The 23,382-nt window shown below is 52.5% G+C and carries 18 protein-coding genes and 5 pseudogenes; 15 read left to right on the forward strand and 8 right to left on the reverse strand.

Features of this window, described 5'->3' with window-relative positions; all coding sequences use genetic code 11:
* Positions 1-777: 777 nt before the first annotated feature.
* Positions 778-1,122, reverse strand: a pseudogene (locus ACR52_RS25850) (DUF3429 domain-containing protein); the annotation flags it as partial.
* Between the two features lie 243 nt (positions 1,123-1,365).
* Here ACR52_RS25850 and ACR52_RS25855 point away from each other — a divergent pair.
* Positions 1,366-2,427: an SDR family oxidoreductase gene (locus ACR52_RS25855; RefSeq protein ID WP_048730787.1), complete on the forward strand. Its 1,062-nt coding sequence runs from the start codon at positions 1,366-1,368 to the stop codon at positions 2,425-2,427.
* Positions 2,428-2,643: 216 nt separating this feature from the next.
* On the opposite strand, the gene ACR52_RS25860 is transcribed toward ACR52_RS25855, so the two are convergent.
* Together ACR52_RS25860 and ACR52_RS29875 are read right to left on the reverse strand one after the other, a co-directional pair.
* Positions 2,644-3,321, reverse strand: coding sequence for a glutathione S-transferase family protein (locus ACR52_RS25860; RefSeq protein WP_048730789.1), 678 nt, complete (start codon positions 3,319-3,321; stop codon positions 2,644-2,646).
* A complete protein-coding gene (locus ACR52_RS29875; protein ID WP_082143254.1) occupies positions 3,318-3,953 on the reverse strand; it encodes a TetR/AcrR family transcriptional regulator in 636 nt (211 codons plus the stop codon). Before ACR52_RS29875 ends, ACR52_RS25860 begins: the two co-directional genes overlap by 4 nt.
* A gap of 329 nt (positions 3,954-4,282) precedes the next feature.
* Here ACR52_RS29875 and ACR52_RS25870 point away from each other — a divergent pair, with 329 nt between their 5' ends.
* The 4 genes and pseudogenes from ACR52_RS25870 to ACR52_RS31430 form a co-directional block, all read left to right on the forward strand.
* Positions 4,283-4,741 carry a thiol-disulfide oxidoreductase DCC family protein gene (locus ACR52_RS25870; RefSeq protein WP_048730794.1) on the forward strand — a complete coding sequence of 153 codons (459 nt, stop codon included), beginning with the start codon at positions 4,283-4,285 and terminating at the stop codon, positions 4,739-4,741.
* Between the two features lie 160 nt (positions 4,742-4,901).
* Complete coding sequence (gene folE / locus ACR52_RS25875) at positions 4,902-5,471, forward strand: GTP cyclohydrolase I FolE (protein ID WP_048730796.1); 570 nt, start codon at positions 4,902-4,904, stop codon at positions 5,469-5,471.
* A gap of 36 nt (positions 5,472-5,507) precedes the next feature.
* On the forward strand, positions 5,508-6,218 hold the full coding sequence (locus ACR52_RS25880) for an SDR family NAD(P)-dependent oxidoreductase (protein ID WP_048730798.1): 711 nt from the start codon (positions 5,508-5,510) through the stop codon (positions 6,216-6,218).
* Between the two features lie 14 nt (positions 6,219-6,232).
* Positions 6,233-6,401, forward strand: a pseudogene (locus ACR52_RS31430) (DUF6482 family protein); the annotation flags it as partial.
* 69 nt (positions 6,402-6,470) lie between these two features.
* Here the strand turns inward: ACR52_RS31430 and ACR52_RS31435 are convergent.
* Positions 6,471-6,707, reverse strand: a complete 237-nt coding sequence (locus ACR52_RS31435) for a hypothetical protein (RefSeq protein WP_236692199.1) — start codon at positions 6,705-6,707, stop codon at positions 6,471-6,473.
* 200 nt (positions 6,708-6,907) lie between these two features.
* Between ACR52_RS31435 and ACR52_RS32025 the strand changes: the two genes are divergently transcribed.
* Positions 6,908-7,156, forward strand: coding sequence for a DUF7693 family protein (locus ACR52_RS32025; RefSeq protein ID WP_455430624.1), 249 nt, complete (start codon positions 6,908-6,910; stop codon positions 7,154-7,156).
* Positions 7,157-7,410: 254 nt separating this feature from the next.
* Here ACR52_RS32025 and ACR52_RS25890 read toward each other — a convergent pair whose 3' ends face one another.
* Positions 7,411-9,663: a putative bifunctional diguanylate cyclase/phosphodiesterase gene (locus ACR52_RS25890; RefSeq protein WP_048730799.1), complete on the reverse strand. Its 2,253-nt coding sequence runs from the start codon at positions 9,661-9,663 to the stop codon at positions 7,411-7,413.
* 425 nt (positions 9,664-10,088) lie between these two features.
* Here ACR52_RS25890 and ACR52_RS25895 point away from each other — a divergent pair, with 425 nt between their 5' ends.
* The 4 genes and pseudogenes from ACR52_RS25895 to ACR52_RS25915 all read left to right on the forward strand — a co-directional run bounded on the left by ACR52_RS25895 (position 10,089) and on the right by ACR52_RS25915 (position 16,532).
* Positions 10,089-10,298: a hypothetical protein gene (locus ACR52_RS25895; protein ID WP_048730802.1), complete on the forward strand. Its 210-nt coding sequence runs from the start codon at positions 10,089-10,091 to the stop codon at positions 10,296-10,298.
* Positions 10,295-10,781: pseudogene (locus ACR52_RS31440) on the forward strand (hypothetical protein). The gene ACR52_RS25895 and the pseudogene ACR52_RS31440 overlap by 4 nt, the downstream one beginning before the upstream one ends.
* Before the next feature lie 253 nt (positions 10,782-11,034).
* Entirely contained in the window at positions 11,035-15,585 is a 4,551-nt protein-coding gene (locus ACR52_RS25910) for a PAS domain-containing hybrid sensor histidine kinase/response regulator (RefSeq protein ID WP_048730806.1), read from the forward strand.
* On the forward strand, positions 15,585-16,532 hold the full coding sequence (locus ACR52_RS25915; RefSeq protein WP_152687700.1) for a diguanylate cyclase: 948 nt from the start codon (positions 15,585-15,587) through the stop codon (positions 16,530-16,532). The genes ACR52_RS25910 and ACR52_RS25915 overlap by 1 nt, the downstream gene beginning before the upstream one ends.
* Before the next feature lie 122 nt (positions 16,533-16,654).
* Here the strand turns inward: ACR52_RS25915 and ACR52_RS25920 are convergent, their stop codons facing one another.
* Positions 16,655-17,167, reverse strand: a complete 513-nt coding sequence (locus ACR52_RS25920) for a DinB family protein (RefSeq protein WP_048730807.1) — start codon at positions 17,165-17,167, stop codon at positions 16,655-16,657.
* A gap of 68 nt (positions 17,168-17,235) precedes the next feature.
* On the opposite strand from ACR52_RS25920, the gene ACR52_RS25925 reads away from it, so the two are divergent.
* Positions 17,236-17,865 carry a TetR/AcrR family transcriptional regulator gene (locus ACR52_RS25925; RefSeq protein ID WP_201779005.1) on the forward strand — a complete coding sequence of 210 codons (630 nt, stop codon included), beginning with the start codon at positions 17,236-17,238 and terminating at the stop codon, positions 17,863-17,865.
* Positions 17,866-17,968: 103 nt separating this feature from the next.
* On the opposite strand, the pseudogene ACR52_RS29885 reads toward ACR52_RS25925, so the two are convergent.
* Positions 17,969-18,410: pseudogene (locus ACR52_RS29885) on the reverse strand (IS66 family transposase); the annotation flags it as partial.
* 382 nt (positions 18,411-18,792) lie between these two features.
* Here ACR52_RS29885 and ACR52_RS25935 point away from each other — a divergent pair.
* The 3 genes from ACR52_RS25935 (at position 18,793) to ACR52_RS25945 (ending at position 22,162) form a co-directional block, all read left to right on the forward strand.
* A complete protein-coding gene (locus ACR52_RS25935; RefSeq protein ID WP_048730812.1) occupies positions 18,793-19,470 on the forward strand; it encodes a response regulator transcription factor in 678 nt (225 codons plus the stop codon).
* The gene (locus ACR52_RS25940; RefSeq protein ID WP_048730814.1) at positions 19,448-20,857 is read left to right on the forward strand and encodes a sensor histidine kinase; all 1,410 of its coding nucleotides are present in this window, start codon (positions 19,448-19,450) and stop codon (positions 20,855-20,857) included. Before ACR52_RS25935 ends, ACR52_RS25940 begins: the two co-directional genes overlap by 23 nt.
* An 84-nt stretch (positions 20,858-20,941) precedes the next feature.
* The gene (locus ACR52_RS25945) at positions 20,942-22,162 is read left to right on the forward strand and encodes a D-alanyl-D-alanine carboxypeptidase family protein (RefSeq protein ID WP_406955543.1); all 1,221 of its coding nucleotides are present in this window, start codon (positions 20,942-20,944) and stop codon (positions 22,160-22,162) included.
* A gap of 287 nt (positions 22,163-22,449) precedes the next feature.
* On the opposite strand, the pseudogene ACR52_RS31445 reads toward ACR52_RS25945, so the two are convergent.
* Positions 22,450-22,594 (reverse strand): annotated as a pseudogene (locus ACR52_RS31445) (DUF2254 domain-containing protein); the annotation flags it as partial.
* A gap of 305 nt (positions 22,595-22,899) precedes the next feature.
* Between ACR52_RS31445 and ACR52_RS31030 the strand changes: the two are divergent.
* Positions 22,900-23,154, forward strand: a complete 255-nt coding sequence (locus ACR52_RS31030) for a hypothetical protein (protein ID WP_048730816.1) — start codon at positions 22,900-22,902, stop codon at positions 23,152-23,154.
* Positions 23,155-23,382 lie beyond the last annotated feature (228 nt).

Consider the following 23,382-nt stretch of genomic DNA (forward strand, 5'->3'; position numbering starts at 1 on the left):
CGATGGATTTTCGGAAGTCGACCGGCTTGGGGTACAGATACACTTTTTCGACTTTGGCATCGGGTCGCATCATGGCGAGCTGGCTCCTGAGGGAATCGGGAGCACAGCATCCGGGATCCGATAAGCGCTTTGAATGTGGGGTTTATGGAGCGCTTACCATTTATTCACATCAGGATAACTCCTCAAAAAACCCGCAAAATCACACCACTTCCGATAATTGCTTCCATCGAACGCACCATTTGATAATTACTTCCAAAAACATGTAAGAAATTCTATGGTGAATTCTAATGTCCCAGATCAAACATTCGGCCTACCTGTTTGATCTGACGAAGCTTTTACTATTGCCGCGACATACATATGATTTCTTCCGAGTACTATTAATGGACTGAGATCCGAAGGTGCGAATCCTTGGCTGCCCTGAAACCCACGAAAGACAGGGGTTCCAGCGATTCTTAAGGACGCGCACTAATGCATGCCTGCTCACCGCCGCTCCTGAACGACATGATCAACAACACGTAGCTGGATCGTAGCCATCCCTCGATGGCACGGTTGTTTATTGAAACAATAAGTGGAAATGCCATCTGCTACAGAAGCGAAATCAACTTCATGTCTCGGTTGAGTTGAGTGAACTTGCAGTCCAAAAATAGCTTCATCCCCTCCTCCCCTTTGATTACCTGGTGCATGCCTGCCGGTGTACCTTTGGCAAAACGACCAAAGCCGGCTGGTTTCTTTTATGACTTTAATCGATTGCCTTGACGAGTCTATGTCTGCACTCACATCAAGGGAGAGGTGGACAACTAAGCCGACGACCAACAGCAAGCAACCCAATGGCATTGGCAGTAACGTGGCAATCCAAGCAATAAGCGCAGGAATGACACTCCAGATGAACCGGTCGCTGCGCTGCTCGGCACTCATGTCGTGCACCGTCATGGCGAAGCCCCAGTGTAAGGCGCCGACGAAGCTCAGGATGACTGCGCCATAGTTAACAAGCGCAATCGAAAACAATGGCCGATAGTCAAGAGAGAACGGGATCAGTAGCGCCAGAAAAATAAACGGCAACAGACCGCCATAACCCAGCAGGCTGACGTGCTTTGGCGGAGAGGTTGAAGGCAACACGTTCATTTGTATTCCTTGCAGTGAGCGACACTCAAGACTGTAGGCCCAAAAGCCCTGCTTGAGCGAGATATTGATGGCGAGGTGGGCTACATGAGAGTCCGCTTAAAAACGGGAGACACCATCGCTCCAAATACTGGAGTTCGGTAGGTGTGTTCGACATCCTCTTGCGACGGCCCGCCATACGGATCCGGTTTAGGTTGAACCTCTGTTACTTAGGTGGACTCCCAAATCTAAATCCAGGAGAAACGTATGACCCAGACAGCTTTGGTCGTAGGCGCCAGCGGCATCGTCGGCAGCGCCATCACTCAGTTACTCATCGACAACAAGTGGCAGGTTGCCGCGCTATCGAGGCAACCGTCGCAATCGCAAGGCGTGATCCCCGTCGCTGCAGACCTTCAAGATCCAGCTTCGCTGGAACATGCGCTCGCGGATCTGAAACCTACTCATGTGTTCATCACCACATGGTCACGGCAAGCCACGGAGGCCGAAAACATTCGCGTTAATGCCGCCATGCTACGCAACGTGCTTGCCGCCATTCGACCAGCCAAGAGTGTTGAGCACGTAGCACTGGTTACTGGCCTGAAACACTACCTCGGCCCTTTCGAAGCCTATGGTAAAGGCAGCCTTCCGCAAACACCGTTCCGCGAAGAGCAGGGTCGTCTAAATGTCGAGAATTTCTATTACGCCCAAGAGGACGAACTTTTCGCCGCTGCTGAAAAGGACGGCTTTACATGGAGCGTTCATCGCCCGCATACCGTCACCGGGGTTGCCGTAGGCAACGCGATGAATATGGCAACCACCCTCGCCGTCTACGCCTCGATTTGTAAACAAACTAATCGCCCTTTTGTATTTCCGGGATCAAGAGTGCAGTGGGATAGCCTCACCGATATGACGGACGCACGGCAGTTGGCGAAGCAACAGCTGTGGGCGGCCACCACGCCAGCTGCGGCCAACCAGGCATTCAATGTCACTAATGGCGATGTGTTTCGCTGGAAATGGATGTGGAGCCGAATTGCCGAATACTTCGACTTGCCTGCTGCCGATTATCCCGCCTCACTCTCACCTCTTGAGAAGCAAATGGCTGACGACCAGGCCGTGTGGACGCAGATAGTCGCGGAGCACAGCTTGAAAGAAGCAGATATTGGTCGCCTGATATCCCCATGGCATACCGATGCAGACCTTGGTCGACCAATCGAAGTCATCACTGATATGTCGAAAAGCCGTGCAATGGGCTTCACCGCCTACCAAGCGAGCGATCAAGCATTTTTCGATGTGTTCGACAAACTACGCGAGATGCGCTTGATACCCTAGGTCGTTCCACAAAGGACAAAGCACTGTGAATAGGTAAAGGCCGCACGGTGCGGGCCCCTTTTAGGGGCCGGCAGTCTTGAACCGAGCAAATTTCTCCACTTTTACCAATGCTCACTGGAGCAATGACGTGCGGAAGCCCGGATGCCTAAAAGAACATTAAATCTCTACCCATGAGACGGGAGTCCAGCAATGCCAGTCGATCATGATCTGGCGCGTCTACTGAGTAATCTGAGGGAACATTGCCCTACGCGCTTCAGCATCCATCTCAGTCTTGTAACTGTGCTGGGTCTTCAGTTCTTCGGTGCGCTGTGCTGCCGGTCGAGCATTGATGTCATCAAGGAGCCGTTTCACGTTTGGAAGTTTTACCCATGCGTCATTACCTAGAATGAAAGGTACCGCGCGCGCCCAACCCCATACGGCCATGTCCACCAGCGTGTACTCACTTCCGAGCATGTAAGGCTGTTTGGCCAGGTGCTCGTTGATGATCGTCCAGTGACGCCAGGCTTCGAAGGTGTAGCGGGTAACGGCGTAGTCTTTTGGCTCGGGTGCGAAGTGCTTAAAGTGAACAGCCTGTCCAGAGTAAGGGCCGATACCGGTCGCGACGAACATGAGCCAGGAATACATCTCACCTCGCGCCTTGAGATTGTCAGCAGGCAGGAACATCCCTGTCTTTTCGGCTAGATAGAGCAGTATGGCGTTGCTGTCGAATACCACGTTGTCATCATCAACCAGAGCCGGTGTCTTGGCATTCGGATTGATCTTAAGAAACGCCGGATCGTGCTGTTCACCCTTGCGGGTATCAACAGGGATGAGTTCGTACTCAAGGCCTGACTCCTCCAGGAAAAGCGCAACCTTGGCGGGGTTAGGAGACGGGTGATAGTAGAGCTTGATCATATTGACTCCGTGCAGTGGCTTTCAGTGAACATCGCAAAAGCCAAGGGAGGAAGACCAAGGCTTTTGATTGCAATACTTATGGCGTCTGTTACACACGCAGGGTCGGGACTAATCCGTGCCAAAACTCGAATGCCAAGTAACACACTGAGCAAATGATGCGCCCCCTGCTTCACATCTATTTCGACAGAATCGACAGATTGCATGAGGAAGGTTTGCAGGCGGCCTTCAAAAAAACTGCGAATGGCCTCGAATTCTTCTGCGACGGCCTGTCGCAAATCCGTGTCTTCTGCATTTGCTTCGAGGGCAGAATTCACCAGCAGACACCCACGATGAAAAGGATCGTTCAGTGTGCGATTCAACACCTCTGCGAAGAATCCAGTTATGGCCATTCCAGCGTTTGGAAGAGCTTCAAGGCGCCGAATTCGGTCACGCACACTGCGCTCTAGATAGTGCACGAGGGCGCGACGGTAAAGACTGCGTTTGTCGCCAAACGCGTTGTAAAGGCTTGGCTGATTGAGCCCTGTGCGATTGACGAGGTCTCGGGTCGAGGTGCCCTCGTAGCCTTTCGTCCAGAACGCTTCAGCGACTGCTGTTAAAACAGTCGACTCATCGAATGTACGAGGACGGGCCATGATTTTCTCGCGCGTTTGAGAACTGTTGTTGACCATAGCACACGTTTTGTATCGGTCGCCACAGAACAAATTTCACATCTCCGAGCTTCACTGACCAGAGATGCGCACGGAAGAATTCTCGAATTGAATCGCTTTGAGTTCTATAGACACCTTGCAAGCTCGTGAACACCTTCGTATAGCTCGCCCTCTCGAAGCTTGATGCCGAAGGGGCGGACGATCCGCTCACGAAACTGGGTGTGAGAGTCCATTGCGCATCTATAGCATAGCGCCCATTGTCAGTCCGTTTCTTTCAGCATATCTTGTACAAGAGTTATACAAGAGTATGATCCATGTACAAGAAAATGAGTTGGCCGCTGACGCTGTACTTTGACGGTGAATGCCCCCTGTGTGCGCGCGAAATCAAGCTCCTGCGCAGGCATGCCGTAAAGGATCGATTGCTGTTTGTGGACATCAGCAGCGGTGCGTTCGACGCTAAGGCACTTGAATTCACGTTCGAGCAGATGCAGTCGTCGCTGCACGCCCGCTTCGCTGATGGACGTTGGGTAACCGGCCTGGATGCCACCCTGTGGAGCTGGCGAGCCGCCGGCTTGGGTTTTTGGGCAACGCCACTGACGTGGAATGTATTCCGCCCGCTGCTTGAATTCGGTTATCGCCTTTTCTGCCGCTTACGCCCCCATTTGGCGTGGTTACCTCACCCAGATAGTGGCAGCCGCTGTGTCGATAACCGTTGCGCGGTGCCGACGTCAAAACCCGCATCAGACGATCAGCCCACGTTGAAAAAAAAGTAGACCTAGAAAGCTTCGCTTTGTCATGGCTCCGACGAAGAACCTGGGTCATGGCTGATCTGGCGAACCCAGTGCCATCTGCGTCAGATCGTGCGCAGCAGATACTCTCCTACAGCCAAGGATTGCCGACACATAAAGCGCAGCGTGGCTGCGAGGAATCAAGATGAACGCATCAAGCCCATCATTAGCCGAACATTACCGTGAAATTCTCGCCGGCGTAGGCGAGAACCCTGAACGTGAAGGACTGCTGGACACCCCTAAGCGCGCAGCCAAAGCGATGCAGTACCTGTGCAATGGCTACACAATGAGTCTGGAGGAATTGATCAATGGCGCATTGTTCGAATCGCAAAACGATGAAATGGTCATCGTGCGCGACATCGAACTGTATTCATTGTGTGAGCATCACATGCTGCCCTTCATCGGCAAGGCTCACGTAGCGTACATCCCTACCGGAAGGGTACTGGGCCTGTCAAAGGTGGCCCGAGTGGTGGATATGTTCGCCCGTCGCCTACAGATCCAGGAAAACCTGACCAAACAAATTGCCGACGCCATTCAGCACATCACCGATGCCGCCGGCGTGGCGGTGGTCATTGAAGCGAAGCACATGTGCATGATGATGCGGGGCGTGGAGAAACAAAATTCGGTGATGACCTCATCCGTGATGCTGGGCGCCTTTCGCGAGTCCTCCTCTAGGCGTCACGAGTTCTTGCAACTGATAGGGCGACTGGGTTAACACCAACAAATCGCATCAGACTGCAGGAGAGCCTAGATGAACAGTCCCTTGACGATGAACTCCCTTAGCGAGGGCTATCGTGCCCTCGTAATAGGCGCCAGTGGGGCGCTCGGCTCGGCGTTTTGTGAGTTGCTCAATCAGGATCCACGGTGTGCGTATGTTCGTGAGTTGGGGCGCAACAGTGCTCCCTACCTCGACCTAGAGGATGCCGACAGTATCGCCAAAGCCGCAGCCGAATTGACTGAAGAAGCACCGTATCAGTTGATCGTGCATGCCGCAGGTCTGCTTCATCGCGACGAAATAAAGCCTGAAAAAAGTTACTCCGCGATTGAAGCAGAAGCGTTGCAGTCGGTATTTCAAGTCAACACGTTTGGGCCTGCTCTGGTTTTGCGTCACTTCCTGCCGTTGCTGGACGCTCATGGCGCAATGGCGATGCTCTCTGCTAAGGTGGGTAGCATCGGCGATAACCGCTTGGGCGGCTGGTACTCCTATCGTGCCTCCAAGGCAGCACTGAACATGTTGATTAAAACGGCGGCCATCGAACTGGCACGAACGCGGCCTCAAATCCGCTTGTTGAGTCTTCATCCCGGCACAGTCATCTCTGGCCTGTCACACCCATTTCGTAGTGCCTCAGCAGCCAGGCCGGCGAGCATTGCTGCCCATGAGTTGTTATCTCTGATTGACCGCTTGGCGCCTGCTGACAGCGGTAATTTCTTTGCCTATAACGGAGAACGCCTTCCTTGGTAGGCAGGGAGTGAACCTTGAGTCTCCATGCGCTGACCGAAAGGGCCACGAATGGGGAAGTACGCGAATTGGAGCAACTGTCGCTGGAGGGCGATTTTTATCTGGCACGAGTCAGGCTCGATCAGGGCCAGTTCACTTTGCTGGACGAATTAAAAGAGGCCTATTCACCTTCGCGTCATCAGTCATGGCATCTCAGATGCTCGGTGCCAGAGGTAAGGATTAGTACCTGAAAGCTCCTGGTGTTTACGGTTAAACCTAGCGTACGTCGAGGTTCTTTTTGAATCCGCGAAGGTTCATTATGAAAAGGCAAAACTGCAGGACGATGAGAGCATAGGCTTCTGCGTACACCCCCCAACTCACCCACAATATATTGCTCAGGCTAAAGCATACAAATCCTGTCATCCGCCTTGCTGGTCGTTGAGACCCAATAAGCCAAGCCGCAAGCACCGTCACCAACATCGCAGGCCATTGAACCCAATCTAAATAAGCCAAGCTTTTCACCCCGTTCAAAATGGCGATTTACGATTTACGCAGCGTCGATGTGGCAGGCTCCTCTGGGCTCCTAAACCCACACCTTTGTTTTTTGCCTTCGCGTCACTCTCCCTATGATCATTTTTCTTCAGTCCTCAATCGACAATTAGAATAGGTAGCGTTAGCGAAAGCACTCCATCTGAGCTCTCAGCGAGAGAGGTATGCCAGATACTGGGGCAGTGATCTTCGGTCGAAGCAGCTTGAGTGAGGTGGGGCAGAAATCGTGGGTCGAAGTTTATGCCGGCGACTTCCAATTCAATGTAGACGGTTGGGATATTTCGATTTACATCGACTGCGATGAGATCGACTACAGCGAAGAGTGCTTAAGTCCCTATGGCCGGCGCTGGTCGCTTGATTCGGGAGATCGCTTTGGCTGCACTGCTCAGCACTTGGAGCATCAAACGCTTTAGCGTCTCCTGAAGGCGCTCTAGGGGGGCAAGGTCGCACTGCCACCTGCGAGGACGGCTGTCGTGAACAAAGCCTCGCCGTTACCGAGTCTTCGCCCTGTGGGCTTACACCCTCCCTCCTGCGCACTCCGTTCGCTAATGACCGCGCGCCACCTTTTCAGGAGCGCTGTAGGCCCAATGGTACCGTGATTGATACGCGCTGATTGAACGCAGCGAAGCTAACATTCTAAAACTCACCACGTTGGGGCAGAACGACCTTAGCAGCTCGCAGACCAAGACTGCAGCAATGTAGACAATTCTTCCGCACGTACTGGAGGACTGAGCAGATACCCTTGCACGAATGGGCAATCCATTTCCTTCAGTCGTTGGAGCTGAGCGAGCGTCTCAATGCCCTCAGCTGTGATAGCCAAGTTCAACGTCCTGCCAAGGGAAAGTATACTTCTGATGATGGCATCACTTCGGTCAAAGGACATCATTCTAGACACGAAGGAACGGTCGATTTTGATGGCATCGAGCGGGTAGCGATCAATATATCCAAGGGAGCTGTAGCCAGTACCGAAGTCATCAAGCGCCACGCGAATCCCGCGGGCACGAACCCCCTCCAGCACGCTTGCGGTCATCTCCGGCTCGTGAAGAAAAACAGATTCCGTAATCTCAATCTGCAGCTCGTGTGCGCAAACTCCCGTGGTCGACAGCACATTGCTGACTTGAGCTACATAACCAGGACGAATGAGCTCAGTGCCTGATACGTTCACATTCAAATGCAATTTTAGCGAAGGAAATTCGTGCTTCCAGCGCTGTAATTCTGTGCAAGCTCGTTGCATGACCCAACGGCCCAACTCATGAATTGCACCGATATCTTCAGCTACCGGGATGAAGACGTCTGGAGGCACATGCCCCAGCTCTGGATGAAGCCATCTGACCAAAGCTTCGACGCCACTGATTTCGCCGGTCTTGACGTTATAAATCGGCTGGTAAACAACTGAAAACTCTTCGCGCGCAATGGCTTGCTTCAGCGCGTTTTGCATCAGGAGTGCATCAATAGCGGCCTTTCGCATTGAGGCATCAAATATCGTCCAGCGGCCACGTCCTTTCTTCTTCGCTGCGTACATCGCAACATCAGCGTCTCTAAGCAAATCTTCAGGTGTTTCGTGTGAGGCGTCAGTTGTCACAATGCCCAAGCTGCAGGACGTGAAAATATCCTGGCCATAAATCGCAACTGGCTGGCTGAGTTGGCTAACAATACGTTGAGCGAGCTCGATGGCTATAGGAGCCTTTTCATCCCCAGCCAGTAGAATTGCAAATTCGTCGCCGCCAATGCGGGCAAAGATATCGTCTCCCTGGATACAGCTTTCAAGACGCCGCGCGACGACTTTCAGGAGATGATCACCTGCGCTGTGGCCAAGGCTATCGTTGACAAATTTAAAACGATCAAGGTCTAGAAACAGTACCGTAGCCGCAGGTACATGGTGAGGCTTGCTCGCAGTGAACATACTCAGCAACCTAGACATGAGATAAGCCCGGTTGTGCAACGAGGTCAGGTCGTCGTGAAAGGCTGCATATGAAAGCTCCTCTTCAATGCGCTCCCTCTCCAGCAGCCGCGTCTCCAACGCGACCTTCGCATCTCTATCAGACTGAGCCTGACGTGCCAGCAACTCTGCTTCCTTGCGTTCGCTGATATCCCTCTGAACGGAAACCCAGTGTGTGAACCATCCTCGCTCGTTGGCGACAGGCACGATGCTCAGTTGCACCCAGAACTTGCTGCCGTCTTTGCGCGCGTTGATAAGCTCCACATCAATAGGCTCCCACTTCAACAATGCGGCACGAATTGAATCGAGAGTTGCTCTGCTCGTATCTTCCGAATGGAGAATACGAGGGGTTAGCCCGATCACGTCTGACAAGCTAAAACCCGTAGTGGTGAGGAACGCGGGATTACAGTAAACAATCCTGGGGCCGGGCTGATCTATGGGCTCGGCTTCAGTGATCAGGATTGCGTCTTTCGCATTGACCACCACAGACTCAAGTAGCGTTAAGCGCTCGATCAACGGATCTATAGCGGGGACAGGTTTGATTCCCTTTGACTCAATCAGCTTGCTAAAAACTGCGCCATGAGTTTGTAAGGCGTATGTTTGCGCGGCACTCAATCTTTGTAGTGGCTCAGCACTGCTGACCAGCAAAACGCCCAACAAACTGTTGTCCGCCCCACGGACGGCTAGGCCAATCAGAAAGCCCTCTCGGAAGTACATAAGCCGGTGAAACAAGATAGGCATAACCTGTCCTGCGGCTTCAGTGATTGCGATCAAATCTTTTTGAGAAACAGCCTCACGTAGAAAGCTTTCAGTTGGGCCCTCGATGACTAGGTCTTGGTGCACGCCGTAACTGGCGATAATCGCCCACTTCCCTGGCAATCCACCCACAAGCAGTCCCCTGGTGCAGTCTGCTGAGTATGCAGCAGCCTGCGCCAACAGGTTCAGCGTGTTTGAGGTTTGGTTGTTGAAGTTATCTTGCATTTAATCGCCTACTTTCAAGCCATTACTGAGGCTGGTGGACACCAAGGTATCACTATGCCATCACCTCCGTATGTCGCGTTGACGGATGGCTAGATGCTTACGCTATAGGAATAGGTAAGACAAGCAGTGCACAGTTCCACTTCGCCGGCGTTGGCGCTGGCGCTGGTGCTGGTGCTGGTGCTGGTGCTGGTGCTGGTGCTGAATATCTGCTCCCGCCCCGCGCAAAGCTGCGGTATTTGAGATCAGTGGGCTTTTGTCAAAAGCTTGATAGACCGGTATAAATTTTTAAACCTCTGCGTACCAGGATTAAAGCACCGTCAGTGCGTTCAGCGCTCAGCGCTCAGTATGGAATGACCTGAAACTCAAATTGCGGCCTTCAGTTCCTACGCTGCCAAATCAAGTTTTTACGGGGAAGGATCGAGCTCATGCCATCCAAATATCCGCTAGCTGATGTCCTAGAGAGGATGTACGAAAACCAGCTCGCCTTAGAGGCCGCACTGATGGAATTGACCCTTCACGTCGAGGCTCACGGTCATGCAGATGTGGGGAATAATATCCGTGGCGCCCTCGAAATCATTGGCGAAAACGCTGTCCACATAAAACAGGGCCTGGCGCGTCTCAGCAAACTCCCATGATCCAGCCGCTATTTGATTTTGATCTCAAAAGCGTTACCAACCAGCACCACATCACAGGAAAGGCCGCCATCAACTTCCCTCATCCGGGACACGCTTCAGGTGGGTGGCACTTCCTATCCTACTTTGACCGAGAGGCTGGGGTGGCCAAGGTGTCATTGGCAGGCATCCATTATGCTGACACCACTGGCTACTTTGGCGACCTGGGCATCACTGAAGTCACTGATCAGCTAGCTGGGTATTAGAAGGCAGGCGCCTCTTCATGGCAGATCATTCCCAGCGGCTTCCGACATGATCGTAAAGTGGGTACAGAGCGGCTCCAGGCGCTGCAATGTCGAGGTGGCTGAGTGGTTTCCCACCCGAGCAGAAAAACAGTTACTGCTCTCGATTCTTCATTTGGGAAAGCCCAAGCTCTTCGAGCTAGCTAAGCTGCAACAAGTGGACGCTTGGCTAAGCTCGCAAGAGGTCGATCAAGAGTGCAAATAGAGCGACCAGAATGAGCCTCGGTAGCGTTAGGGAATAGCAGTCTGTTACATCCGAGCCTGAGCGGAGCAGAAGATTGCTTTAGCCAATCGGCGAACCAAATAAACCACTACAATGGCTACCACCTGATAGCCATCGCAGCGAAGGTAGCCGGCCTGGCCTGAGCGTATTCGTGACTTGAAGATTGGACATATAGCGGCCCCCAACAGGGTTTGAACGTTAATCTTGAAGGCTGAAGGCCTTCTGCGATGGAACAATGCGGGTGAGAAAACATAAGTTTTTTGCATGGCACTGGGGAGTTGCAATCACTCTGGCAGTGGGGTTAGGGTCAAGCATTCTGGGTGGTTGGATGCTTGAGCGCATCAACGAACGGCAGGCTCAAGAAGCTATTGCAGCGGCGACCGAAGACGCCGCAGAGTTGGTTTTAATGCGTCTAAATCTTTACCAATACGGTTTGCGAGGCGCTCGTGGAGTGGTGCTGACAGCAGGCGAAAATGACATTAGCCGTGAAGTGTTTCGCCGATATCACAGAACACGCGACCTCGCTTTCGAGTTCCCCGGCGCCAGTGCCTTTGGTTTTATCAGGCGTGTATCAGAACGCGATGAAAACGAGTTTCTCAAGCACGCTCAAGCTGACGGCGTAGCGGATTTCTCCATTCATCAATTCTCAGCGCACTCAGGCGAGCGCTACGTTGTTCAATATGTCGAACCGGCTGAAGATAACAAGGCTGCCATTGGCTTGGACATAGCGTCAGAGACATCGCGGCGAGAGGCAGCACAATCCTCGATACAAAGCGGCGCGGCACGCATCACTGGGCCCATCACGCTAATACAGTCCATAGGAAAACCGCAGCAGTCTTTCCTGGTATTGATGCCCATCTTTCGCGGCGGAGTGACTCCGGTGACCGCTACTGAACGCGAGGCCGCAGCTTTTGGCTGGAGCTATGTCGTTTTGCGGACAGAGGAGGTGCTCAGAAGCCTGCGCATAGAAAACGAGACGATGCATCTGCGATTAAGGGATATCACTGTCCCAGGTCAAGAAAAGCTGTTTTATGAAAGCAGCAACGACTCGACTAGCCAAGAAACGCTAGTGACCCACCGACTGGAGCGTGATGTATACGGGAGGCGATGGGAAATTGAACTCCGCGCCAACCCTTTGTTCATCCAGCGCTTGCATCAGGTTTCACCAACGGTAGTTCTGTTAATTGGTGGTTTGCTCACTCTTCTTCTGGCTACGCTGGCGGGTGTTATGAGTGTCAGCCGTCAACGCAGGCGTCAGATCTTCGCTGAGCAGGCAAGGTTGGCCGCAATCGTCGAAAGTTCGGCTGATGGCATTATTGGAAAAACACTCGATGGCATCGTCACCAACTGGAACAAGGGCGCCGAGCATCTGTTTGGCTATACCGCTGAGGAGGCGGTCGGCCATACACTGGCCAGCTTGATTGTTCCTTTGGAGCTTGTAGCTGAGGAAGCCCATATCCTTGCGCGCATAAGGGCGGGAGAGCGAATCACCAGCTTTGATACTCAACGCCGACGAAAAGATAGCCGGCTGATCGACGTATCCACCAGTATTTCCCCCATTTATGGCGAGGGTGGTAGCGTCATTGGAGTCTCAAAGACGTTAAGGGATATATCAGAAAAAAAAGCTGTAGAAGCTCGAATTCTCGAACTCAATTCCAACCTCGAAGAGCAGGTTGCACAGCGCACGTCCGAGTTGCGGCACCTCAATCTGTTGTTGGGCACTGTGCTGCGCTCGGCTACTGAGTTTTCGATCATCGCGACGGATCTCGATGGCGTTATCCGTGTATTTAACAAAGGCTCCGAGCATTTGTTGGGTTATGGCGCAGATGAGTTACTGGGTAAAAACACCGCAGCGCTATTTCATGTCCCCGAAGAAGTAGCTGCACGTGGCGTTGAGCTGAGCGAGGAGTACGCTCAGACTATCGACGGTTTCCGTGTGTTTGCCCATAAGCCAGAGCTTGAAGGCGCAGAAACCCGAGAGTGGACTTACACGCGCAAGGATGGCTCGCGGTTTCCTGTCACGCTAGTGGTCACCTCAATGCGCGATGCCGATGGGGTATTGAGCGGTTACCTGGGTATCGCGGTAGACATAACCGAACGTAAAGCAGCAGAAAAGGAGCTGGCTGCGAGCCTGGAGACGACAGAGAAACAACGTAGCGAACTAATGAAGGTGCACGATCAGCTGCTGATGGCGGCTGAAGTGGCCGAACTTGGCGTCTGGTCTTGGACATTGGCAGACAATGCCTTGAAGTGGAATGACCGTATGTTCGAGTTATACGGGCAGCCACTGTCGTTGCGCGATACCGGTCTGAGCTACATGCACTGGTACGCGCGTGTTCACCCCGAGGATGTCGTGGCAGCGGCGGCAAAACTGAATGCCGCCGTCGAGGGGACTGATGTGTATGACACAATTTTCCGTGTCGTTCGCCCGGACGGCCAGATTCGCGTTATCCACGCTGGTGCGCAAATTGAACGGGATCATGCTGGTTTGGCTTTGCGCGTGACGGGCATCAATCGGGACATCACCGCCCAGCGCGAACTCGAATCGCGTCTGCATTACGCCAAGGAACAAGCTGATGGGGCAAGTGCGGCCAAGTCTGCTTTTCTGGCCAACATGAGCCATGAAATACGCACGCCAATGAATGCTGTGCTGGGTATGTTGCAGTTGGTGCAGAACACTGACCTAAATGGTCGCCAACTCGATTATGTGACCAAAGCGCAGACCGCTGCGAAATCGCTGCTGGGTTTGCTCAATGACATCCTCGATTACTCCAAGATTGAGGCGGGAAAACTGCAACTCGATGAGCACCCGTTCGAGCTTGAGCCGCTCATGCGTGACCTCGCGGTAGTGCTGGCAGGTAACCAGGGCGAGAAGGAGGTTGAGGTCATGTTCGACCTGGACTCCAATTTACCCAACCACCTGATCGGCGATAGCCTGCGACTGCAACAGGTACTGATCAACCTGGCGGGTAATGCTCTCAAGTTCACCCTGGAAGGCCAAGTCGTGGTCAGCGTTGAACAACTAAAGCGCACGGAAAATACTGTGAGCTTGCGCATCGCCGTTTCTGATACTGGCATCGGTATTAGCCCGGAACAAACTCAGCGCATTTTTGAGGGTTTCACTCAGGCCGAGGCTTCAACTTCCCGGCGCTTTGGTGGCACAGGTCTGGGCCTAGTGATCTGCAAACGGTTGGTCACCTTGATGGGTGGTGAACTTCATGTGGAGAGCCAGCAAGGTGTCGGGAGTCGTTTCTGGTTCGATATCACTCTGGATGTAGCTCCGACGTCACTGCTGAAATCCGCCTTTACTGAAGTCGATTTGCCCATACGTATTCTGGTCGTCGACGACAACGCCATGGCGAGTGAATTACTGTTGCGAACCGTTCGTGCATTCGGATGGATTGCTGACAGCGTGAGTGGTGGTACGCAAGCGGTGGAATGCGTGAAGAAAGCCCAGGCGCTAGGTGAAGCCTACGACGTGGTGCTGATGGACTGGCGGATGTCTGATATGGATGGACTGAGCGCTGCGCAATTGATTCAGCAGCAGGGCAACGGTGTGCCCCCTCCGATGGTCATTATGATCACTGCTTACGGTCGCGAGGTATTGGCTGACGCACACCAGGCGGGAGACGCCCCCTTCGTGGGTTTCCTCACCAAACCTGTCACTCCCAAGCAGCTAGCCGACGCCGTTCAGCGAGCACTTAACGACAAAGACCAGGTGCATTCCCCCCTTTCCCGGTCAACAGTTGACAGGCCGCAGCGTCTGGCCGGGCTGCGACTATTGGTGGTGGAAGACAACATGCTCAATCGCCAGGTCGCCGATGAGTTACTGACAAGGGAAGGTGCTCAGGTGACGCTGGCCGAAGGCGGGCTGGAAGGTGTAAGCAAGGTGATGAATGAGCATGTGCCCTTTGACGTCGTATTAATGGATATCCAGATGCCAGATATTGATGGCTTGGAGGCGACTCGTCGTATTAGATCGAACCTACGCTTCGCAACACTGCCGATTGTGGCGATGACCGCAAATGTCTCCAATACCGACCGTGAAGCCTGTCTTGCTGCGGGGATGAATGATCATGTCGGCAAACCTATAGACCTAGAACAACTCGTGGTAACGCTGCTCTTTCAATCGGGCCGTGAAGATAGTCACGCAACTTTAATCTTGGGACAAGTCGATGCAGGAGAAGACGTTTTAGAGTCTCGTAAATCAACTATTGACCGCTTTGCTGGTAACCTCAATTTGGTCCGCACGGTGCTAGGTACCTTTGGCCCAGAGATGGAAAAACAGCTTGCCCAGTTGCGTGATCAGATTCAGCGGCAAGATGCATCGGGGGCCGCTTTTGTGCTCCATACCATTAAAGGTAGCAGCGGTACTATGGGCGCCAAGGCATTGTCGCTGCTGGCAGGCGACCTGGAGCACAAACTGAAATCTGCCGATTCAGAGTCTGTAGCGAGTCTTTTGGCCGACCCAATATGGTTTGACGGGTTGAGCAGGTTACTGCAACAAAGCCTTGAGCAAATGAATGCCGACTTTGGTCAGAGCCAGCGTGCAAAAAGTAGTGCTGACGAAGATTCCGTGGCGCCCGCGCAATGGAGAGAATCCCTAGAGGAGATTTTGCTATTGCTGGAAACGGGTAACCTTCAAGCCATAGAACTGGCAGACGCATTGGCGTCAAAAATGCCGCAATCCCTGCGCCCACAGTTCGACGAACTGGTTGTCAGGGTGCAGTCGCTCGACTTTTCCGCTGCGATGCCGATTGGTCGTGACCTGTTGAGATTTGCCTGATGGAGCCGTTGATGAAAACCTGGTTGCCTCACTCACAAAACCGCCCAAAACTTCTTATTGTCGATGACCTGCCGACTAACATCCGGGTACTGCACGAGCTGTTTCGTGAAGACTGTGATGTGTTTATGGCCACCAGCGGTGAACAGGCAATTAGCGTATGCCAGGCCCAACTGCCCGATTTGATTCTCCTGGATGTAGTCATGGAGGGTATGGACGGGCATGAAGTATGTCGTCGACTCAAGGTTGACCCTACGACCCAGGGCATTCCCATTATCTTCATTACCGCACAGCAGCAGGAGTCGGATGAGGTGCTAGGTCTGGAGCTAGGCGCGGTCGACTTCATCAGCAAACCGATCAATCCCACCATTGTCAGAGCACGTGTGCGAACACATCTGACCCTGAAGCTACAGAACGATCTGCTGCGCTCCATGGCGTTGATGGATGGCCTTACTGGATTGGCTAATCGACGCAAATTCGATGAGGACATATTGGCGGATTGGCGCCAGTGCTTTCGAGAACAAAAGCCGCTGTCGCTCATCTTAGTGGATGTCGACTATTTCAAGCGCTACAACGACCGATACGGGCATCTGGCTGGGGATGGCTGTCTGAAAACCGTTGCTCAGGCGTTATCTGAAACGGTTAGACGGCCCTATGACCTGGTCGCTCGGTATGGTGGCGAAGAGTTTGCCTGCGTTCTACCCAATACGGGTCTTTCTGGTGCGGTCGAGATTGCAGAAAAAATGCAAGAGCGCGTTCGGGGATTGGGCATCGAACATTCTGCTTCTGATGTAGATCGTGTGGTGACTATTTCTCTAGGCGTCGCAACATTGACTCCCACTAGAGATCTTGAGTTCCAGGCTTTGATAGAAGCTGCAGACAAGCAACTCTACGAAGCGAAGAACACTGGCAGAGCGCGGGTATGCTCGTCTGCAATGTCGTCCGGTTAAGAGTTTTTCCTGTCACTGATTAAATTTTTGGTTGGAGCTTACTACCGGCAGCAAGGCGCTCCTTGCGTTACCGAGCGGTCAGCCGGTCATGCGGTACAAGCCCTTCAGTTCCATTCTGACGATCATTCTTCCTTTCCCTGTCGTCTACGCGCGGGCTCGACCTCATGAAGATGGACAGCAAAAGTATCCCACGGGGGCGTAATCGAAAGCTGCCAAAGCATCCGACCGATTTCTCCGCGGTGATAGCCAGCATGGAGCACAACGTGGGTCAGCATTTCTTCTCTGGTCATGTAACCTTTGTCTCCGTCGGTAAAGACAAATGGTATGGCCTCGGATAGATTTTCGGATGAGGTACTCCGTAAGTAATCCAGATACCACTGATCGGAGAGCGTCACAGCCGCGCGTAAATCGTCGAGTGTTGGCGTATCGAGCGTGTTATCGGAGAAATGAGGATTTTGCGTGCCGCTTAGGTGTGCAGCAAAGATTTCTGCCACCACATAATAGTGATTGATCAGACGTGAGGAGGTATGCAGCTCAGTCTTAGACTTTTCCTCATCAAGAGTTCCCAATTTGTCGAATAAGTCGATATTGGCCCAGGCATGGTATCTATAGAGTTTCTGAAGCAAGAGGCTCATTAAGGTCTACCCTTCCGAGTTACACAAAATGTGAGTAATATTTTCATATTCTGTAGGAGACAATTTTATTGTCTACTCGCATTGCAAAACAGAAACCGATGATGCGGAAGGAGCCAAGACAAGCCCGTTCCCGCGCAACGGTTGAAACAATCATCCAGGCTGGGGCTCGCGTTTTGAGCCGTGAGGGGTGGGCGGGATTCACAACCAATAAAGTTGCAGACCTAGCCGGGGTGAGCGTCGGCTCTTTGTATCAGTACTATCCAGACAAGCTCTCCTTGGTGGATGCCATTCGCCAGAATCACCTTGATGACTGTCTTTCCATCATGCGAAAAATCAAAGCCAAAGGGCTAGCGCCGATGCAGTTCGTGGCTAACATTGTACAGGCCATGATCGAAGCCCATAGCACCTACCCTGGGCTGCATAGGGTATTGCTTGATGAGGCCCCAAGCTCCGATGACTATCGGAACCCCAATAGCGGATTTGAGATTGAATACTTGGCGTACTATGCAGATGCGGTATCTATTTATCGAAACCGTCAGCCCAATAAAGCTGATCACATCACAGCATTAATCATCTCCGACGCGGTTGATGGAGTGATTCATAACGCGGCACGTCGTGGCTTGTTGGATGATCCCGCGATACAAAGCGAGCTTATCCGTTTGGTCAGCAAGTATTTAGACGAAGGGGTCAATCCCTAGTAGGACGATTACTTATGATGCATGCTGATCGCCCGGCCACGGCTCACTTCGAACGCCGCTTGGCTACCCGGTATAAGCGTACGGCCAACTCACCTTTCGTAAGTCAGGTCGGTATCCACTGATGCGGCAACAATTGTCCGATCTCGCTAGCCCGCTGCGTTGGCAGCCGTGCCAACACATCTTTCAGATAGGCATACGGATCATGCCCATTCAGCCGCGCCGACTGGATCAAACTCATGATCGCCGCGGCCCGTTTTCCGCTGCGTAGCGAGCCTGCAAAGAGCCAGTTCTTGTGTCCAATAGCCCACGGCCGGATCTGGTTCTCGGCCCAATTGTTGTCAATCGGCACGGCCCCGTCATCGAGGTAGCGCTGCCCAGCGTTTCAGGCTGTAATCAAGCGCTCTGCTGATCGCTGAACCTTCGGGCACAAGATCACGTTGGGCGAGCATCCAGGCATGCAGCCTATCCATCACCGGTACGGCTTTTTCTTGCCGTATTCGGCGCCGTAAATCCGGCTCCAAGTAGCGGACTTCGCTCTCGATTTCGTCTATAAGCTTTCGCAGCTCCCAGTCCTCCATGATTACAACATCTGCTTTTTGCCCGCTCTCCAACAGGTTTTCGATTGCCGTTGGCGTACTGCCGGTGGGCGGGGATTCTTTAGTTACCAGGCTGATTCCCGTCGTTTTTCATAAAGGGGCACTATGGATTGAATCGCCGCGATGAAGCCTCCTGTCGTAAAGAGGGTAAGATTTAGCAGTGGGGGCGCGAAAAAATAGGCACTTTTCAAGCAAAGAAGAAATTAAGGATGGTTAAGAAATATTTAGTTTACCGTCCGATGCACCCTACCTAGGCTGCACTGATCTTTAAAGCCTACGGAGCTTGGAGCTCGCTTGAGCTTTAGGTTTGCAATCGTTGTGTGGAGTAAAAATGAATCGCGCGCTGGTGATAGAGGACGATGAGGTTACAGCCAAGGCTATTGTTAACACGCTGACCTCCCATGGATTCGATGTTCTATGGACGGCGAACGGTCGTGATGGATTATCAGCGGCCATTTCTGGCGGCCATGATGTGATAACACTTGACCGAATGCTGCCTGATTTTGATGGTTTGACGATAATCAGTACGCTGCGAAGCCTCGGTATTCAGACGCCAGTCTTGATGATCAGCGCATTGTCAGATGTCGATGAGCGGGTCAAAGGGCTTCGTTCAGGGGGCGACGACTACCTGACCAAACCGTTCTCTACGGTCGAAATGATAGCCAGGGTAGAAGTGCTGCTGAGGCGCCCGCTTGCCGGTGTGAGTGAGCGTCTACTAAGCGTCGGCAACCTACATATTGATCTTATTGAACAGTCACTCAGTCGCGAGGGCGTGCAGATCCCACTTCTCCCAACCGAGTTCAAACTGCTCACTTATTTCATGCGCAACGCGGGTCAGCTGGTTACTAGAACCATGCTTTTCCAGGCAGTTTGGGGGTATCACTTCGATCCAGGCACGAACATTATTGATGTCCATATCGGTCGGCTGCGTAAAAAAATCGAGGGTGGAAATTCACCCGTTATTCAAACAATACGCGGTTCTGGTTATGTTCTTGCCTCCCAGGAATGAGCGTTGGCGTTCCTCCAATAGCCGCCTTCTTGGGCTCTACGCCTTGTTTTTTATCGCTTGGGGAGCCGTTTTTACAGGTGTGCTTTATTGGAAAATCTCAACCTACCTCGGAGCTGTTGCCGAGCGGACATTGATGCAGCGAGCCCACTATTACCAAAAAATTGATGATGCCAGCCTAAAAGACGAGTTGGCCGCTAGTGAGGTGTATTCGACGTCGGGGATCGATGCCTACGGCTTATTTGAAGCTGACGGCACCCATATCGCCGGCGACCTGCTTCGTTTGCGAGCAAGTCTGCCAGGTGACGGCCAGGTACATTATCTCGAGAGAGGATTGAGCATCGCATTGCCACGAGAGCAAACCCGAAGCAGCCATGCGCTGATGCAGCATCGTGACGATGGTCGAATTTTGATCCTGTCGCGCGATGGGGGCTCTATCTCCGCAGTCGGCGGTATTATCGAGCAAGCATTATTTTGGGGGTTTTCCCTTACCCTTATCCCTGGGCTGATAGGTTGGTGGCTCTTGAGGCGAAGACCCTTACGCAGGGTACAGCGACTCCAAAGCTGCACTGAAAGTATCGTATCGGGCAATCTCGGCGAACGCCTTCCGCTGTCTCTACGCCGCGATGAGCTCGACATGTTGGCCAATGCTGTCAACGTCATGCTCGAGCATATAGAGCAGCTTATGCATGAGGTAAAGGGGGCGTGTGACGGTATTGCGCACGATCTGCGTACTCCCCTGACTCGCCTGCGTGCCCATCTTGACCAGCTACAGCAGTTACCCCTGGATAGCTCTCATGCAGAGACCTTGAACATGGCACTGGAAGAAAGCGAATCCATCATGTTGCGCTTCCAAGGGCTGCTGCGAATATCTGAACTTGAAGATACGAGGAGAAGGTCAGGATTTGAATCTTTTCAACCTGCGGCCCTAATAACGCAGGCGCACGAATTTTTCGAACCGTTGGCACAGGAACAGGGGCTAACACTGCTCCTTAATATTTCAGCGGATCTTCCGGCTTTATCGGGTGATGTTTCTCTTCTGTTCGAGGCGTTGGTTAATCTTTTGGATAACGCCATCAAATTTACTCCCGAGGGTGGTGTCATTCACTTTAGGGGCTATCTGGCGGGTAACTCGCTCAATATCGAGGTCTCTGATAATGGCCCTGGAATCCCTGAGGGAGAGCGTGAAAGCGTGATTCGCAGGCTTTATCGCGTCGACGCTACTCGCCAGCAACCTGGGCATGGGTTGGGGCTTTCTCTGGTATCGGCAATCGTTCGGTTGCATGGGTTCGTATTGAGCATCCAAGAATCACCGCGTAGTTGCGGAGCCACGGTGTCGATTATCTGTCCTTTGCCAGAGGTGAAAGCATTCCTTGCCGCGCCAAGTTAAATTTATTTTAACCTGGGTTAATTTGAGCGATCACAAGTCCTAACTTAGTTTGGCGCGTCTTTCTGCTATCCGAGGCGGGCACTTGTGAAACACCCTAAATTGCGGCTTACACTCATTCTTGTGTGTTCTTTTTTGACACCAGCTTGGGCGGCTCGAGTATCAACCCCAAGTCCTGCGTCACCTACCCCGAGAGCGATGATCCCCGCAGCACCGCAACTGAGCGCAAAATCCTGGGTGCTTATGGATGCAGCGACCGGTACGGTTATAGATAGTCAAAACGCCGATATGCGCTTGCCCCCAGCCAGTCTGACCAAATTGATGACGGTTTATGTCGCTACCAATGAGATACAGGCTGGGCGCCTCAAGGTCGACGACCCGGTCACTGTTAGTGAGAATGCCTGGAGAACGGGCGGTTCTAGAATGTTTCTTGATCCAGGCGCCGTTGTGCCTGTGCAAGACCTACTGCGCGGTGTGGTGATCGACTCTGGCAATGACGCCAGTGTGGCGCTATCTGAGCATATCGCGGGTAGCGAAGATGCGTTTGCTGGGTTGATGAATGTCATAGCTAATAAACTTGGGCTGACTGACACCCACTTTGTGAACCCTACAGGCTTGCCGGCACCTGAACATTATTCTTCAGCTCATGATATGGCTCGGCTTGCACGGGCGATCATCACCGATGAGTCAGCTTACTACTCGTTGTACGCGCACAAGTATTTCACCTGGAACAACATCCGCCAACCCAATCGGAATCTTCTCCTTTGGCGCGATCCGAGTGTTGACGGCCTCAAGACTGGCCATACCGAGGAAGCCGGATACTGCATGGTGACTTCTGCTGTTCGTGATGGGCGGCGTCTAATCAGTGCGGTATTTGGCTCGACCACGATGAATAGTCGTGCGGAAGATGCTCAAAAGATCCTGAGCTATGGCTTTCGCAATTTTGAGACGAATACCTATCAGAAAGGTGGGAAAATTTTAGCTCAACCGCGACTGTGGAAAGGCGTCAAGGACGTAATCTCTGTTGGCTTACGCGATGATGTGACACTCACGCTACCCAGGAATAGTGGTCGCAAGGTAGAAACGCGCCTACACATTAATAACGCTCTACAAGCTCCTATTGCTGTCGGCGATGTAGTCGGGAGTTTTGAGCTGTATGACGGTGTAAATAAACTTACTACCCGATCCCTCATAGCGTTAGAAGCGGGAAAAGCAGGTGGTTGGTGGGTGCGTGCTTGGGACACACTCCATCTTTTTTTTGCAGGATTGTTTGATGTAAAGGACGACACTGGAGAGGTCAAGGCCTGAGTCAAAAAGGGCTATTTCGAGCAGGCTGAAGTTTTGCTGGCAGAGATGCTCCGATACCACGTTATGGCTGAGTTTTGCTCATATGATGGCAAGGTAGACCATGAGCAAAGCTCCCAGGACGGCAGTGAGCACATTCACTGTAGGCCCAGAGTTGATGCTGTAACCCTCCGGGATTTCGACAGCCTTCAGAGATTTAACCACGCGCTTGTACTGCCAGGATGACCAGCATGCAGCCCATGAACAGAGCATGAAATAGGACAGGCCTATCCAGACTGAAAAGTGTCTTTCTGGGCTGGCAATGACTCCGGAATGAAGTCGTTGAATACAACAGCGAGGAGTGCCGTAGCCACCCCTAGAAGGGAGAATAGGGAGGCAATGAACCACAGCCGTTTGTTGAGTTGATTCGTTATCCCAACGCCAACGAGCGATCATGTGCAATCCTTCAGTGACTCCCGAGCCTTCGATCCGCCTGAACTCAATGGCGCTCTCGGGGCGACCGCGCCTGGCAAGTTGGCAGACGAGTTCCTCGAAAGACAATCTTTGCCCATCGTCCTTTCCGAGGATTTTTGAATAGTCCATTAAACGTCCATCTGAAAGCCGGATTTTAAGCGCCAAGGCACTGTTCCCATTAGGGCTAGGTACTCAGTTGCTAGCGATAAGTTTCACGTCTACCCAGTGGCTCTGATACATACCTGTGAACACTTCACGAAGCGTTTGCATCAAGTATCGGGTCGCGGATGAGCCAGTATGTTGACATCATGTCTTATTCGAATATTTTCGTGGGCAGAGAAAATTTGGCTGCGAGTATGCGCTGGAAAGATTTGACGATAAATGGAAGAAAAGTCTTCATGGCACACCTTCAGCCTACCGTGCGGACATTCCAGATAGGAGATCGCGGCGTCAGTGTTGAATTCACCTTCGGATTCCATTGCTTTAAGGGCAACAAGGAAAACAGGCCGCTGATCGTTAATCCGAAAACCAAGGAGGAGTGATATTTCTGCCCTAGCATCGCGAAAAAAAGAGCGATGAGCAGCGGCTCCCAGATCGCTCCGCCTACAGGATCTCCACACACTGCCATTGCGGCTTTACGCCCGCTACAGAAGTGGAAGCGCGTTTCCATTGGGTGAAAGACGCTGGTGGGGGCAGCCAGTGAGTAAAAATATCGATGAGATCAGGACTGGGATGGTAATACTTTGAGATTTGGTAAACACATTTTGTCC

The sequence above is a fragment of the Pseudomonas fildesensis genome, assembly GCF_001050345.1.
In the GTDB taxonomy this organism is placed as follows: domain Bacteria; phylum Pseudomonadota; class Gammaproteobacteria; order Pseudomonadales; family Pseudomonadaceae; genus Aquipseudomonas; species Aquipseudomonas fildesensis.